The following is a 16532-nucleotide window of genomic DNA, read 5'->3' as shown; positions in this document are numbered from 1 at the left end:
AGCATAAATGAAATAAGGAGGGTATTCAAGAGAGAACAGGTCCGCGGTCTCGAAACTCATGTATGGCTCATCGAATGTAGATCTATCAGCCGTACCGGCGCCGCCTTGACAGGGAGGCTGAAATAAGGGTATGATATAAAAAACGAAGAATGAAAAAGGAATACCCGACTATAGGTTTTTTCGGACCGCGACTCGATGCCCAGTATCAAATAATCTTGTGGAAAGGTATAACGGAAAAAGCGAAGGAAGAGGGCGTCAATCTCATTTATTTCCCGGGCGAAAAAATCGATTCCGATGAGGCGTTTGAAAGCCAGGCGAATATCGTCTACAAGCTCGCGGGAAAGGATAATATCGACGGACTCATCGTTCTATCGAATATCATCGGGGTCTATCTGAAAAAAAATGAGATGAAAGAGTTTTGCGCCTCTTTTTCTCCGATTCCCGTTGTCGCCGTCGGGAATTCTTACGAAGGGATTCCGGGTATCGAGGTCGATAATTCGATCGGTATCCGGCAACTCGTTTCCCATCTCGTACTCGATCATGATTACAGAAAATTCGCTTTTGTCTGCGGACCCAAAAAACAAAATGAAGTAGAACTCAGAATCCGCGCGTTGCGGACGGCGCTCAGGGAATTCGGCCTCGAACTCGATGATGAGTTTATCGTTGCCGGTGACTTTGTTCATGAATCGGGAGTAAAGGCGGTGGATGTCCTGCTGAAAAAAGGCGGGGGGGATTTTGATGTCATTCTCGCCGCAAACGATTATATGGCGATCGGAGCGCTCGAGGCGTTACGGTGTGCGGGAATAAATGTGCCTGACGATATGGCGGTCACCGGATTCGATGATATTCAATCGAGCAGCTACTGTAATCCCCCTCTCACGACGGTTTATCAGCCCATTCTGGAAAAAGGCAGAAAGGCGATGGAGACCATGCTCGACCTGCTCGCGCATAAACCGGTCGGCGAACGAACGGTACTCCCCACACGCCTTATTGTCAGGGAATCATGCGGCTGTTTCCACAGGGATAAAAAAGTTCCTTCGATTATAAATATAAACGCTTCGAATAAGAAACCGCTTCACACGAATTTTGGCATTTTCCGGGAAAAAGTAATAAAGGAGTGCCGGGAGGGGGGCGGTTATTCGTATACTTTGAATAAAAAGGACAACCTCGATAAATGGATTATCCAGCTTGTCGACGCATTCTATACGGATGTCAAAACCAACAATACCGAACATTTTATTTCACGGCTCAACAGGATTCTCCGCGTTTTTATATCCTCCGACCATGACGTGCTTTCCTGGCATCGTGTCGTTTCCCTCATCAGGGATACGATCATCACCTATCGGCTCAATCGGGAAGAGCTTCTCATGGTCGAATACCTGCTGGAACAGGCGAGGGAGCTGATCGCGGAAATTTCACAACGTTTTCAGGGTTACAAACTCATGGAATCGGAACGGCTTTCCGGGAGATTATGGGAGGTCGGCAATGCTTTGATCACCTCGTTCAATATCGAAAATCTGATTCATGTCATCACCGAATCCATGCGTAAGCTCGGTATCGACCGCTGCTATTTCAGCGTTTATGACAAGGAAAAGGATTTTCCGTATTACGCATATCTTCTTCTGGCGTATGACAGGGGTAAACTGAAAAAACTGCCGCAGCGCGGTATCAGGTTCAAAAGCGATTGCCTCGCGCCTTCTTTGGAAATCGTCAAAGGAACGTCGAACCCCTTTATCCTCGAACCGCTTTTTTTCCGGAACGAACAGCTGGGATTTATTATCTTTGAAATGTCGGTGCCGGAAACGACGATCTACGACGCATTGCGGCAGCAGCTGAGCAGCGCCTTGAAAGGGGCATTCCTCATGCAGGAGACAAAAAACTACGCGCAAAATCTCGAGAGGGAAGTCACGGCCAGAACAAGCGAGCTTATCAAGGCCAACAGGCAGCTTCAGAAGGAGATAGCGAGACGAAAAAAAGTCGATGCCGCCCTCAAGGAGAGTGAGACAAACCTGAGGGTAATTACGTCGGCCACACCGATTCCCCTTGTTATTTTCCGTATGTCGGATGGCAGACTCCTCTATTCGAACAAACCCTTTACGGTCGAATTCGGTTTGAAGGATAAAAGCTTGAGTAGAAAGAAAATCCGACAGTTTTTTTCCGATCCGCAATACATCGAGGAATTACTCGGAAATCTCAGGTCGGCAAAAACGCTCTCCCATATCGAATTGACCGCAAAACATGACAGCGGGTCCTCTTTCTCTGTGATCGCTTCGTTTCAAACCCTCGCTTTCCGGGGAGAAGAGGGTGTACTGGCGGGCTTTTATAATATCACGGAGCGGAAACGGCTTGAAAAGGAAATTCTTGAAATAAGCGGAAAGGAACAGCGACGGATCGGCCAGGATCTCCATGATGACCTGTGTCAGAATATGGCGGGAATCGCCGTCATGGTTTCCGCGCTCGAGAATAACCTGAAAAAAACCGACAGCGCCAACGCGGAAAAAGCCGCGGTCATTTCTCAATTGATAAATGAGACAATAATAAGAACGAGGAGTCTGGCCAGGGGATTATATCCGGCCGCTTTGGAAGAAAACGGTCTTCCTTATATGCTCGAAGAACTTTCAAAAAAAATAGAGGGACAGTTTGATATTTCATGTTCGCTTCATATAATTAATAAAATACCGGTCGAAGACAATTCGACCGCCCTGCATTTGTACAGGATAACCCAGGAAGCGGTGAATAACGCGATCAGGCACGGGGAACCGGACTTGATCGAGATTGATTTCAGGGCGCAGGCGGATGAAATTTCACTCGTTGTCCGCGACAACGGGAGTGGAATTTCAAAAAATTATAAACTTTCAAAGGGTATGGGCTTGAGAATTATGAATTATCGTGCGAATATGATAGGAGGAAAACTGGATATTCGGCGAAACGGGAAGAGGGGCACGTGTCTGTCCTGTACGATACGACGTTAAGAAAGAGAATGAGGAGAATCGAATGAAAAAGAAAGAGACAACCTTCATTATTATAGATGATCATCCGCTGTTCAGGGCAGGACTCAAACAACTCATCAATCAGGAGAAGGACTTTTCCGTCATTGAAGAGGCGGGTGACGCGGAAGAAGCCCTCAACCTGATAATTACGAACGTGCCGGATTTTGCCCTTGTCGATATCTCCCTGCGGGGGATGAACGGCCTTGAATTGATAAAGGTACTCAATTCAAAATATCCCGGTCTCATCATTCTGGTCATTTCTATGCACGATGAAGCCCTTTACGCGGAGAGGGCTTTGAAGGCGGGGGCTCGGGGATACATCATGAAACAGGAAGCTTCGAAAAAGGTGTTGACCGCCATACATCAGCTTCTCGACGGTAAAGTATATATCAGTGAAGCCATGCATGATAAAATGCTGATGGGTATGATAAAGGGCAAGAGCGAACTCGAAAATAATCCGATCGATAAATTGAGTGACAGGGAGTTCGAAGTTTTTTTGCTTATCGGCAAAGGGCTCGGACCGATCCAGATAGCTGAAGAACTCAATCTGAGTGTCAAAACAGTCGAAACCTACCGGGCGCATATCAAGACAAAACTGATGCTCGATAACGCCGCGGAACTGCGCAAACATGCAATCAAATGGATTCAAAGCCAAAAAATGTAATTGATGTGCGGGATATCCCCGATCGTATGTATCGGAGTATTCAAAATATTCCTTTTTTTATGTCCTTTGCCATCGATTCAATATTCTGTAACCAGTCCTCTGCAAGCGGATCGATCGCGATGATGCGTCCTGAAAGATGTCGGGCTATTATCATGGCTTTCTGTTGTGAAAACTGAATCTGGGTATAGATGATCTTTACATTTTCCTTTTTTAACAATTCGAGAAGACGCGCGAGTTGTTTGGCTGACGGTTCTTTCCCTTCGATTTCAACGGCAACCTGTTGTAATCCGAACTCGTCGGCAAAATAACCGAAAGCAGGATGAAATACCAAAAACCTCTTTCCTTTGTCCGAATCGAACAGGTCCGTGAGGTTCTTTTTCAGGCGGTCGATGTCGTTCATGAAAGCTTCATAATTCATTTTATACGAGTCTTTGTTGCCGGGATCGAAGGTAATGAGGGAATCGAGAATATGGGATGAAATCAGCTTGACCAGGGTCGGACTCAGCCAGATGTGGGGATCTTCCGCCCCATGTCCATGACCGTTTTCGTGATCGCCGTGATTTTCACGATCGTCCGTATGTCCGGTTGACGGTAGCCGGCGACGACTGATACCGGCACTCGTATCGATGACGACGAGGTTCTTTATTGAATCCTTCAATTTGGGCAGGAGAATCTCTTCAAAAGGAAGACCGATACTAAAATACATATCCGCCCGGGATATTGCCGCCATCTGATGGGAGGTGGGTTCAAATGTGTGCGGTTCCACCCCCGGCGGAACAAGCGATTCAATCATGATATGCTCCCCCCCGATACGTTCGGCAAAATAAACAAGCGGAAGAATGCTGCAGTAGGCCCGGATATGGTTACTCTCCCGTTTCTCTGCCCCGCCCAGGGCAGCGCTTTCATTTGGAATGTGACCGACAAGGAGGAGGAAGAGAAACAGCATGAATTTTCTTCTCATTGTTTATACCCCTTTTTGCCTCTGCGGTATGGGAAGCAGAACGCAATGTAGTATTACTATGTAATACGCTATCGTTTTTCCTTTTTTTGGTCAAGATAAAAAAAAAAACCCGCGTTCATCCGCGGGCTTATATCGACTTGTTTTACGATGGGACAAATGACCCCGTCGGCTTCCGGGCCGGAAGTATTACGGGGAAATAGTGCCGATCGTCGTAAGGTCGGATGTTTTTATTGCGAGAATTTTTTTATCGACGCTGTTTACATAGATCCGGTCGTCGTAAAATGTGAAAAAAGTATTGGGATCGACCTCGTCTGCGGAACGTGCGACAAGTGCGCATTTGGAATCGAATTTTCCGAGGTAATATTTCCCCCCCTCAACGGTGATCGCATAAATGTAGTTTCCCTTGATTTCGACGAAACTTCGCCAGAAGATATCGTTCGTTCCCCTCGTTGTCATTTCGAGTGTCTCGAGGTTAAGAAGCGTCAGATAATGGCCTTCCTGATGGCTGCCTTTATGCGATATAACGACGACGCCATTTGCCCAGACATTATACTCCCTTCCGCAGATAAAATTATTCGGAGATTTTGCCACTGTTTCGCCGGTCGGGGCATCGAATATGTACATTTCGTTATTATAGTGACCCCCAGTCAACCATTCCTTTACCTTGAGGTAATAGAATTTCCCTCGATAAATCCGCTCGTCTTCTTCCTTTTTCTCCTCAAAGTAGGTATCGACGAACTTGTCCGGATCCTTTTTGATTTCTTCTTTTATTTTATCCTTTTCCAGTTCTTCCTTGTCTTCACTTACCTTGTCTTTCTTTTCTTCGATCTTCTCATCTTCTTTTATGATACGCTCTTCCTCTTTCGTTATCCGCTCTTCCTCTTTCGTTATCCGTTCCTCTTCTTTCGTTATCCGCTCCTCTTCCTTCGCCCGCTCCTCATCATCCTTGATGTCCGTAACCTTCTTCTTGTCTTCTTCAAGCTTTGCCTTGTCTTCTTCAATCTTGGTTTTATCTTCTTCAATCTTGGTTTTGTCCTCTTCGACACGTTTTTCATCTTCCACGATCTGCCTGTCCTGGAGATCGATCATTTCCTCACGTTCCTTGATTCCTTTATCCTCTTTTTCTCGTACCGCATCGATCGTCTCTTTTTCCGTCAGTTCTTTTGTATCCAGCGAACTGATATCACCCTTTTTGGCGAATTCACTCAACGGGATGAGGATTTTTGTCGCCCCGGGCCATTCGACGTAATTCGTTGCGAGTCCCGCGTTGTTTTCATTCAGATATCCCATCACCTTTTGCTTGTATTTTGTCGATAAATATGAAACATCACCCCGGTGTACAGCGTTATAAATAGTGACAAAAAACGCGAGTGTCTGGGAATCCTTTCGAGTATAACCGTAGTGCCGTTCGAAAAAACCCTGGAGGATGAGCCTGAGTGTGTCGATGTGTCTCACCCCGCCACTCCTCGAGATTGAAAAAATATCTGCGTCGAATTTTCCCTTTTCCGCCGGGTCGACGACATGAACGATGGAAAAGAAGCTGCCGTATACTCCGGTATTTTTCCCTTCATCAAGATCACGGGCAATTTTTCCTCCCCATTCCCTGATCTCCTCCGCTTCATACTGGGGAAGTTCTCCTTCATAATTGATGAAGGTTATTCTGCTGTCGGCCGAGCTTTTCAATTCGTCGACATCCACTCCAAGAGGGAAAACATGGCACACAAAAAATATAAAATGACATGATAAGAGGATGATTTTTTTCATTGATAATCTCCTTTATGAAACGATATAAACAGCTTTTCCGCTGCTGTGAGGGCATGTACACATATAACCGGATGATATGTCGGCCTTTTCCGGTATGACGTATCGATAGAGATATTTCCCTCATCCATCGCTTACGGATAAAATCATAATGAATATCTCCTTGCGAGTCAAGAAAAAAACATGAGACGCAACGGCCGGCTGGGTATAGGGGATAGTCCCCGCGGGAAAGCACCAGTGGAAAAGTACCCATAGGACCGCATCCCATTGACAAAACCGGCCTTTATATCGATAATCTATGCAGATGAGGGGGAATGAGGGCGATGAAAATCAGACTGAATACGATTATTCTTATCATTATTTACGCGATATGGCTTCTCCTATGTTCATATGCGGAAACCGGCGGTAAAAACGATGTATCGGATAATGCTTCAGCGGATCGATCGGTGAAAACAATCGAGCATATCACCATCGATAGTGAAAAAAAAGAAATAAGGATTAAGTGTTCACTCGCGATCGCTGAAGGAATTCTTGAGTTTTTACTTGTGTGTGAAAAGGGGCAAACCTATGAAAGTGTGTTGAAGATCATAGGGAATAATCCCTCCGAACTTCATTTTGCCCTCCTTCTTCTAGGGTACGAGCCCCTGCCCTTCGATCAATACCATGCATTATTGAAGAATGACGATGCTGTTACCTTGTTAAAGGATAAAAAGTGTCTTTTACGATGCGAAATATGGCATGAGGGCAGGCAGATTCCGATATATTCCCTTATCCGAAACAGGGAATCCGGCGCGGAAGAGGAACTGATATGGGTATTTACCGGAGCGGGATTTGATAGGAACAACAAGTATGTGGCTGATTATTCGAGGATATATATAAGCATCTGGCCCGAATTGACCTCCGTCATTAATCTTCTCTCCAATGCCGGTAATCCATATCGCGGCGAATACGGTTTCGAGATGGCCGCACCGCTCGCATATACAATGGAAGATACCTTCCAGCTGATAATAAAAGGAGTCAATTGATGAATAAACGAATACTTTTTTATTGTATCCTGTCTTTGCTTTTCGTTTTTTTTCTTTCCTGTTCTGAAAAGGGAGAAGAAATTTCAATAGAAGGAGCCGTCCGCGAAAGCGGTTATCAATTCCCATTGAGCCTGAAGAATGAGATGAAACACAGTCTTGAGGTCGCTTACAACTGGCTCGCGGGAAGCCGGCTTCAGGATGGTTCATGGAAGACGAATCCGGCTATTACGGCACTCGTGCTTTATGCGCTGGTTGAAACGCCCGGTTATATCGATTCGGAAAAAATACGATCCTCCATTGACCGGGGGTATGCATATCTCGAGGGTTTTGTCAGGGACGACGGCGGAATATATCTGAATGAATACAGGAATTACACCACGGCGGTTGCCCTGCTTGCGTTTACCGCGGCCGGCAAGAAAGAATACAAGGACATCATAAAGGGCGCAAAGAATTTTCTCATCAAGTTTCAATGCGATGAAGGGGAGGGCATCGAGAGCGATGATGTTTATTACGGCGGTATCGGTTACGGCGGCGATACGAGGCCGGATCTTTCCAATACACATCTTGCCCTGGAAGCGATCAAGGCGGCAGAAGTCTATGAAGAAGCATTGCTTTCGGTACTCCCGGAAAGCGCTGAAAAGGCGGAAACAGAGAATAAACAGAGGGGGCTGCATTGGGAAAAAGCCCTCGTGTTTCTTGCGCGGTGCCAGAATTTAAGTGCGATTAATCCGATGCCCTACAGGACGATCGATGACGGGGGATTCATGTACGAGACCGGAGCATACAAGGAAGACAGAAGCCATTCCTACGGATCGATGACATACGCGGGTGTCAAAAGCCTTCTTTATGCCGATGTCAAGGAGTCGGATATCCGTATCGCAAAGGCGTTCGACTGGATCCGAAAGCACTATACTCTCGAGGAGAATCCGGAGTTCGGAACGGTTTCACTCTATTATTATTATATGACCTTTTCGAAATGTTTATATTCCCTGGGAATCACTGCGCTGATTGACGTAAATAATCAGCGCCACGTGTGGCGTGAAGATATCATCAAGAAGATGATTTCACTCCAGAAACCGGAAGGGTACTGGGTCAACGATAATGGACGGTATTGGGAGAATATTATGGAACTGGCAACGGCATATTCGGTGCTGGCCATGAAATTCGCACTCAAAGGGTTGAGTGAGAAGGATATCGGGTAGGGAACTATCGATTTCGATCAGGGAAAAGCCGGTGTATTTCGATACGCTTATTCTCGTCGCTCAAAAATGCCGCCTCCGTTCGGAGAACGGCTTTTACGGCGGATTGTTGCCCGTTACCGGTAGCAGCCGGTCGCTTTAGAAACGAAAGCCAAGGCCGCCGCCCGCCTGCAGGTCGTGAAGCATCCAGTCCATGAAAATAACGAGGCTATACGATACCCTGGCGAATAATGATATTTTTTCGGTGATGTTGTAGCGGATGTCACAGACACCTGTCACAACAGGTGCGCCTGATGATTTTGTTTCGTCGAGATGAATCGGATCGAAGAAGGTAATCGCATACCCGGCTCCCGCGTATAAATGAAAGGAAGGGGGTCTGAAGAATGGAAGGTCGACCGACAATCCGGCCCCTCCGTAGAGACCGGCGATATAGATATTATAGCCTTCCGCTTGTGAGATCGTCAATTCGTGCGTGAAGAACTCCGCTTTGAGGAACAAGGAAAGAATGAGCCAGTCAGTAACATGAAGCATCGTATAATCTCCGAGAAGCGTCAGATCGTAGGTCGTCAGCAAATCCTCGGAGACGAGATTCAACGGGAGGGCGTACGCCCCGGAAAAGGAGATAAAAAAAGGATTGGTCTCAAAAAAGTCGGTCGTGGTCTCCTCCGTTACGGGGGGGCCGAAAAGTTCGGTGGTATCGGGTAATGATGGAGCGGTTGTGTTCCGGTTCGGGCTTTCACCGGTGAAGTAGTCCTTGTTTTTTTCAAAATAGAGTTCGACGATAAGCACTCTCCCGGTGAGATAGTCGACCGTATCAGAGATGATTTCTTTCATATCGGCCGACGGATCCACCTTTTTTTTCATGTCGGCTTTGGTTAATCCGGTTTCGACCTCGAGGGCCTCGAGATAGAAATAGTAATCGTTTCTGTTCTTTTTTCTCATAGACGGTATGAAAATAAAATCCGCTCCGGCTTCTTCCCCTATTTTGGCGATGTCGTCTTTGTTTATATCCGAGAAGGGTTTGAGTTTATGGTTTTTGAGCAGTGATTCAATCTTCTCTTTTTCAATGATGCGGAATTTCTTAGTATTCGCGATCTCTTCGAGGATACCATCCACGACCGTTTCCGCCTGCTTGTCCCTTTGATCCTCGAACCGAAGGGCGATGACGGCTGTTTTCGGGAGTTCCCCGTTAGCCCCCCATATACAACCAGAAAGATATAGATACAACAGAATGACAGTTGCTTTTTTCATGACCTTGTCTATCCGCCTCTATCGCACCGTTTTTATTCTTTGCGTTGGAACGCTTTTCATCGATACTATTGGTGAGATACCCTTATTGAACGCCGGTGCATTAATTAAAAATATATCATGATGAATGTCATGATTCCGGATAATAGTACCATATAATGTATGGTATGTAAAAGGAAAATTTCATTAAATTTCTTTTTCACGGCTGCTGAAACATGGGATTGTCGGATTATCAAGGTCCGTAAATGGAACGGGTTTACGGATGGATTGTTTTTTACTGCCAAGAGTAGGTTGAATATCTTATACGACTGTGATATTATGTGAAACCGTGCCTTCAAGGCAAAGAAAATATTGTATGTTATGGGGACAGCGTTATGAAAAAAGACAAGATAATCATTATTTTCATATGTTTCTTTCTCCCGGGTTTTACTCTTTTGGGTTATTCCCAGGATAATTCCGATAAAGGAAAGACACCCAAAATAGCCTTTATCCCCTTTGAATATACGACGGCGGTCGGGGAAGAAATTGCGTGGGAAACCGTTAAGTGTATGGCCCAGACAATGCATGAACAAAAAATATTCGAGCCGTTCAGTATCCGGGAATGGCTTGATTCGGCCTATAAAGAAGATAAAGCGGAAAATGTAGCGACAATAATAAAACGAATCAAAGAGGCGGGATTTGAAGTCGATTTTCTCTGTCACGGAATTGTTTTCAAGATAAACAACAAGACCGGATTGAAGATCACAATTTATCCGCTCGATGATTCTTTAGGCACGACTTATTATATGCGTTTTTTCAAGAATTCCACAACCGATGTCAAAAAAACAAGACCGGCTCTATTGAAAGCATGCAAGGATATCGCAGAGGAAATCAGCCTGCGATACGACGGAAAACATGATTATCTGGCCGGAAAGAATATCTATATCAAGCGGTCGAATATATATCTGATTTATTATACGGAAGTCGAAGCGACAAAAACACCTATACTGACGCAGGTCAATTACACGAAACTCAACGGGACCGATATCATGAAAAGCGATCATTTTTTTCACGAACTTCTTCTTTACTCATTTCATACGACGGGGCTGTTTAAAACCGGTAATGACAACATGGGTGATTATTTATACGAGTACCCCCTGGTATCCGACGATTATGATTATGTGGTGAACACGGATATTCTGCTTTCGAAATCATTGAATGTCCTGATGGTCTCCGTGATGGACAACAAATCCGGGGAACTCATAATCAGCTACAATTATCCCTTTGTGGATTTTACGCTGGAATCGCTGGCCGCCATCATGAGAAAAAACTCGTTTATAATCGCTCTTTCAATACTTTCTGAGAAGGAAAAGCTTCAGGTGGGGCTGGCGGAGATACCTGTCGGGAACGGGAACAATCAGGTTTATTGTAATGACTATTATCTCGGCACTGAAAGCCAGGACAATCTGCTTCTTCCTTTTGGAGAAAACAATATACGGATCGGCAACGGACTTTATAAAATGTTTGTTCTTCCGTATACAAAGAATAATCAATACTGGAGTATGGATGATTCGATCATTTCCCAGATGATCAATGTTGTATCGGATTAGGATTCCTGATTGTTTGGGTGTGCGGCCCGGGGTTCATATGTCCGAAATTTCCGGTCAAGACGGCATTTTACGGCATAAATATACCTGTTCGGACTAATCGGGTTATGAAAAAGTCTCAAAACGTTTCAAAACTCTTCCTTTTTCAATCCCGTATGACCGATTTTTTATCTGACATATTTGTTTTTCGGTGTCTATCCGGTCCCTCTCCTGCCGTAATGCCGGTATCGATCCGTATCGGAGCCGATTGTCCTGACGTACTATAAAATACGAAGGAATTCCATAATTTTAGCTTTACAAACAGGCTTTTCTGTGCTATAGTCAATCGATATTGGGGGGAAGAAATTAATAGCCGGCTGTTGTTTTGCTTGATTTTTCAAAGAGATAGTGCTTCCTGTCGTCCCATAACGTTTAACCGCACAGAAAGATAGGTAACGGGGTCACATTGTGAAAAAAACCATAGCGGCTTTTTTTGCCATACTCATCATATGTATCGCGGGCTGCGAATCTCCCGATCAGCCCGGCCCTCCCCGGCCTTCTCAAACACCGACGCCCCACGTTGAAGGTCTCGATGCGAGTGACGGCATCTATAATGACAGAATACGGATACGATGGAATTCTCTCGATGAAGCTGTTCAATACAATGTTTTTCGTTCGGATGAGGAAAACGGGGAATATGAAGAAATCGCGGTCGTTTTTGAGCTTTTCTATGACGATATGAGGATGACGGGGGAGGAAGTCCGGCTTCAATACCACACCGCCTACTTCTACCGCGTGGGGGCTGTTTTCGAAGATGAGACCGTTTTAATCGAGAATCCCGACAGCGGTTTCATCGACGATTTTATCACCTTCGAAAACCATGCTCTGGAAGACGCTGTCAGAAACAGCCTCAAAAAATGGGAAGAAAACCTGTATCAGGAAGATCTCGAGGCGGTCACTTCCATCAGGCTCGAAGACGCTTCGTCACTGAATGAAATAATGATGCTTCCGATGCTGGAACGGCTCGAAATAGCGGGCGGTCATATCGGGGATTTTTCCGATCTCACTTCCTGCATACAGCTCAGGGAATTATCGGTCCGTGACTGCCTCATCGACGATACGGACGGCCTCGAAGTGATGACGGGATTGACGAAACTGGTCATGGAACGCTGCGGCCTCGAGGATATCATGTTTTCGGCCGGTCTCCTCAATGTGATCGAGGTGTCGTTTGCCGAAAACAGTATTACCGACGCCGGTGCCCTGGAGAATCTCGAATTCTTGGAGACAGTCCGTCTTGACGGCAACAATATCGAGCGGCTCGACTGTTTCAACAATCTCGGAAGGCTCAAGGAGTTGTACGCGAACGACAATGGCATCGAGGCAGTGGGCGGCATCAACGATTGCGGTGCTTTACGCGTCGTCGAACTATCCCATAACCTGATGACGACGATTACCGGGATGCAAAACCTCCCCCTTCTCGAAAGACTCCGGTTGAACGATAACCGTCTTACCGCACCCGATGCGTTGAGCGGGCTCAGGGGGCTGCGGTATCTGACACTTGCGGACAACGAGATCGAATCGATTCTTTTCCTCTATCCCCTGACACTGCTCGTCGATCTCGATCTCGCCCGCAACCGTATCGACGATATTAGCGGACTTGCGGTCCTGGACGGCCTGCATTCCCTGAATCTCGGCGGAAATATGATTTCTGCGATTCCCGATTTGGCTTTTCTCGTTGACCTCGAAGAACTATGTATCGACGACAATGAGATTATAGATATCAAACCGCTCGCTTATTGCACCAATCTGAGGGTCTGCGACTGTGACGGAAACAGCATCGACGACATCGGCGCCTTCAATGATCTGGAAAATCTTCTCGAGCTCTCCATGACGGACAATGCCATGGAAATTTCACCGGGACTGCCCAATTACGATACCCTTCTTGCATTGAAACGGCGGGGATGCGAGGTCGAATGGGAGGAAGGAAACACGACGTCCGCCGCACTGGAAGAGTCGATAATCGAGGTCATAAGGACGACCTCAGAGGATGAAGCAGGGTATTATTACGAGGAGTTCACCCAGGTGGATAACTCCTTTATTTACGATTGCCAGGTCACCTGGTACGCGAAAGCGGCATACGCCGGGGCGGTCGCCGGTGAAACCCGTGAGGTACTCCATGCCGGACTCGTACGCTGCCCTTCCGCCGCAGCAGAGTATTCAATCGAAGATTTTGTGAATAATGCGACGGTACTTCCCCTGATGGACCTGGTCGTGACAAAGGATCCCGCTTTTACCATCGAAAGCGGCATCATCGGGTTGTCGGGAGAGAGCGTCTATTATGAAACGGGATCGCTTTCGACCAAAGAACGCGAGTTCTATATTTTCAAATACGGCAACTATTTTTTCTGCGTGCTGTACGTATGCGATAGACGCGGCGGCTGGCAGGTACTCAAGAAAAGCCCCACGGCCGTCAGGGACATGGCGGAACAATTGATCCTGAATCTCGGGACAATCGAGTAATCCGGCCGTGTTTGGCGCCTGGCGGCGCGTTCTGGTTATGCGGCGTATGGTAACCGCATCGGACAGGCAACATCCTTTCATAAGGAGGAATTGAAAATGAATAGTGATAGAAAAAAGCGCAATACGATCATCGGTATCGCCGCGGCGGCGGGTATTTTTTTATGCTGTTCGGGCTGCGAACGTATCGGATTCGACGATATATACGGCACCCCGCCGCCTGAGGACCCTGCGATTTCATACTGGTCGAAGGCATACGGGGGGCAGAGCAGGGAAAACATCACCGATATCGCGGTCGACAGCGATGGAAGCTATATCGTCGTCGGAAACTCGATGTCGTGGTCCTCGAGCGCATATTATAAAATGGTGATGTACAGAACCGCTTCAAGCGGTGAAATCCTCTGGGCAATGACCTTCGAAGAAAAGGACGATGAGTTTTCGGTCAAAAGCGGCGTCGTCCGGTGCGCGGCCTCCGGGGGGTATATCGCCGCGAGCAGGATCGGCAGTATCAATAAAGCGGATGTTCTATTAACCAGAGTCTCGAAAGACGGCGCCGTACTCTGGCAGAAATCATATGGCGACAGCCGCTCTTCTGATATTCCGGCCGCCGTTCTTAGTACCGCCGACGGCGGGTTCGTGGTTGCCGCGACATTCGATCAATTCGCCGCGATCAGCAACAATGCGGATATATGGTTGTTCAAGGTCGACAGGGACGGCAATGTCGAATGGTCGAAGCGGTACAACGCGGGGACGGAGGAGACCTGCGCCGACGCGTGTCTCAATTCATCCGGGGGATACACCGTCGCCGGCAACAGCATCGCGAATATAAGCCAGCCAAACGAAAGCCAGATATGCGTGTTCCGGGTCAACACGGACGGGGATTTGGTCGCCGGAGAGAGCTCGTTTGCGGATATATACGGGGCCGGCGGCAGGGATACGGCGTCCGAGATCAGGGAGACCCCGGACAAAACCTTCGTGATCGGCGGGGCGAGTGCAAGCGGCGGCGAAGGGGGGTCGGACATCCTCGTCTTTGAAATCATGCCGGATAACGGGGAGATTCACACGCAGAATGTCTACGGCACGAGTCTCGAAGAGTCATGCGCGGGCATGGAAATCACGGAAGAGGGCGGCATTATCGTTGTTGGGAATACGGCGCCGGAAGGGGAAGAACAGCCCCATGACGGGGTGGTATTGTTTTTGAACTCCATCGGGATAATCGTCCGGGAGGCGGGCTATGGAGGTGAAGAAGCAATAAGCGACGATGAATTATGCGGGATACGGGTCCTGCACGACAAAAAAAGCCATGTGATCGCGGGGCGCACCTACGCCTTTGGTTTGGGTTATGACGATATGTGGCTCTTCGTCATCGACGGGGAGGGGAAATCCGCCCAGCCGAAAAAGGATACTAAGCTCGAAAGAAAAGGCTCATCGATCGCCCACAGCAGGGTTTCGGCGGGCGACGCGGATCTCGCTGTAACGCCCGTCGACAGAAAGGAAGATATCGTCATAACGCGCCGGAAATGCATTATGACCGATTATCCGAAGGAATAGTGGTATAATGGATAACGCGTTAAGAAAACGAGGCAGGTATATCGAAACAGGAGTGTGATGAGAAAAGAAAGAAAACGGCAACCCGGTGCAGGAACGAACTTCCTCCCGGTGCTATCGATTATCGTTTGGTTACTCCTCCTTGTATCATGTCCGGATCCTCACTCACCGGGTGAAGGCGATGAAACGTTGAATAATCTTGTCCGCGGGGAGACGAAAGGCGGCCGTCTCGATGACGGGCCTGAGCAATGGTTCTGGTTCGAGGCTTCAGACGGCTGCCGCTACGATATCAATGTGTATGACAAAGACAACGATCCCGAATACTCGGGCGACATCACGGCCTCTTTTTTTCATGAGGACATGGAAACGCCCTATGAGGAGAATCGTGAAGATGGGCCGTTTTCGCTGACCGCCTCTTCATGCGAGCGGATCTACATCAGGATCGAACAAAAACCGGAAACGGAGGCGGGAGATTTCGGACTTTATTATTCGATCGACGATTCGATCGAGCCTCAAACCTGGACGATCATGATGTACATGAACGCGGACAACAATCTGGAAGCCGATATTCTTTTCAACCTGAAAGAACTCATCACCGGGTACCACGAGTATTGCGGGATCAATATCGTCGTTCTCCTCGACAAAAAACTGCCCATGGCATTCTACGGATTTAAAGAGACCGATTTTACCGACACTCGTCTTTTTGCCGTGAACCGGTACGGTATACACCGTATCGGCGGTGCCCCCGAGTTTCCCGAAATAAGCCTTTCTTCCAGACGCGAAATGAATATGGGGGACGCCAATACCTTAAAAAAGTTCATATCATTCTGTAAACATAATTTTCCCGCCCGCCATGACGCCCTCGTCATCACGGGTCACGGCTACGGACCTGCAGGGTTCTGCGGCGACGATTCTTCCGGGGGGGACAGGCTCCATATCGGGGAAATGAGTTTCTATCTCGATGACGAGGACGCGGTAAGCCTTCTGGGATTCAACACCTGTTATATGGGAAATATCGAAACCGCCTACCAGTTCCGGTATGACGGGGATCCGG

12 protein-coding genes are annotated in these 16532 nt (G+C 47.4%); 9 read left to right on the top strand and 3 right to left on the bottom strand.

Translation table 11 applies throughout. The features are described from left to right. The first annotated feature begins 149 nt into the window (after positions 1–149). Both JW881_19395 and JW881_19390 read left to right on the top strand, forming a co-directional pair. On the top strand, positions 150–2972 hold the full coding sequence (locus JW881_19395; GenBank protein ID MBN1699690.1) for a substrate-binding domain-containing protein: 2823 nt from the start codon (positions 150–152) through the stop codon (positions 2970–2972). Between the two features lie 22 nt (positions 2973–2994). Next, a complete protein-coding gene (locus JW881_19390) occupies positions 2995–3654 on the top strand; it encodes a response regulator transcription factor (protein ID MBN1699689.1) in 660 nt (219 codons plus the stop codon). A gap of 40 nt (positions 3655–3694) precedes the next feature. Here the strand turns inward: JW881_19390 and JW881_19385 are convergent, their stop codons facing one another. Beyond that, entirely contained in the window at positions 3695–4615 is a 921-nt protein-coding gene (locus tag JW881_19385) for a zinc ABC transporter substrate-binding protein (GenBank protein MBN1699688.1), read from the bottom strand. Between the two features lie 186 nt (positions 4616–4801). Then, entirely contained in the window at positions 4802–6379 is a 1578-nt protein-coding gene (locus JW881_19380; GenBank protein ID MBN1699687.1) for a hypothetical protein, read from the bottom strand. 320 nt (positions 6380–6699) lie between these two features. Here JW881_19380 and JW881_19375 point away from each other — a divergent pair, with 320 nt between their 5' ends. From JW881_19375 to JW881_19365, 3 genes are read left to right on the top strand one after another with little or no spacing between them, the layout of a single operon-like run. Next, the gene (locus tag JW881_19375; GenBank protein MBN1699686.1) at positions 6700–7401 is read left to right on the top strand and encodes a hypothetical protein; all 702 of its coding nucleotides are present in this window, start codon (positions 6700–6702) and stop codon (positions 7399–7401) included. Further along, positions 7401–8603 carry a terpene cyclase/mutase family protein gene (locus JW881_19370; protein ID MBN1699685.1) on the top strand — a complete coding sequence of 401 codons (1203 nt, stop codon included), beginning with the start codon at positions 7401–7403 and terminating at the stop codon, positions 8601–8603. The genes JW881_19375 and JW881_19370 overlap by 1 nt, the downstream gene beginning before the upstream one ends. Beyond that, positions 8584–8742 (top strand): hypothetical protein, encoded by a 159-nt coding sequence (locus tag JW881_19365; protein MBN1699684.1) that lies wholly within the window; start codon positions 8584–8586, stop codon positions 8740–8742. Before JW881_19370 ends, JW881_19365 begins: the two co-directional genes overlap by 20 nt. Here the strand turns inward: JW881_19365 and JW881_19360 are convergent. Beyond that, on the bottom strand, positions 8739–9851 hold the full coding sequence (locus tag JW881_19360; protein ID MBN1699683.1) for a hypothetical protein: 1113 nt from the start codon (positions 9849–9851) through the stop codon (positions 8739–8741). The genes JW881_19365 and JW881_19360 overlap by 4 nt on opposite strands. Before the next feature lie 371 nt (positions 9852–10222). Between JW881_19360 and JW881_19355 the strand changes: the two genes are divergently transcribed. The 4 genes from JW881_19355 to JW881_19340 all read left to right on the top strand — a co-directional run. After that, positions 10223–11437: a hypothetical protein gene (locus tag JW881_19355; protein ID MBN1699682.1), complete on the top strand. Its 1215-nt coding sequence runs from the start codon at positions 10223–10225 to the stop codon at positions 11435–11437. 444 nt (positions 11438–11881) lie between these two features. Further along, on the top strand, positions 11882–13933 hold the full coding sequence (locus JW881_19350; GenBank protein MBN1699681.1) for a hypothetical protein: 2052 nt from the start codon (positions 11882–11884) through the stop codon (positions 13931–13933). 96 nt (positions 13934–14029) lie between these two features. Beyond that, positions 14030–15481 carry a hypothetical protein gene (locus tag JW881_19345; protein MBN1699680.1) on the top strand — a complete coding sequence of 484 codons (1452 nt, stop codon included), beginning with the start codon at positions 14030–14032 and terminating at the stop codon, positions 15479–15481. A gap of 57 nt (positions 15482–15538) precedes the next feature. Continuing rightward, positions 15539–16532, top strand: a 994-nt coding sequence (locus tag JW881_19340; GenBank protein ID MBN1699679.1) for a hypothetical protein, incomplete at its 3' end; no start/stop codon positions are given.

This window comes from Spirochaetales bacterium (genome assembly GCA_016930085.1).
GTDB lineage: Bacteria > Spirochaetota > Spirochaetia > SZUA-6 > JAFGRV01 > JAFGHO01.
Note: the sequence above shows the minus strand (reverse complement) of the source record. Positions and strands in the feature narration are given on the sequence as shown.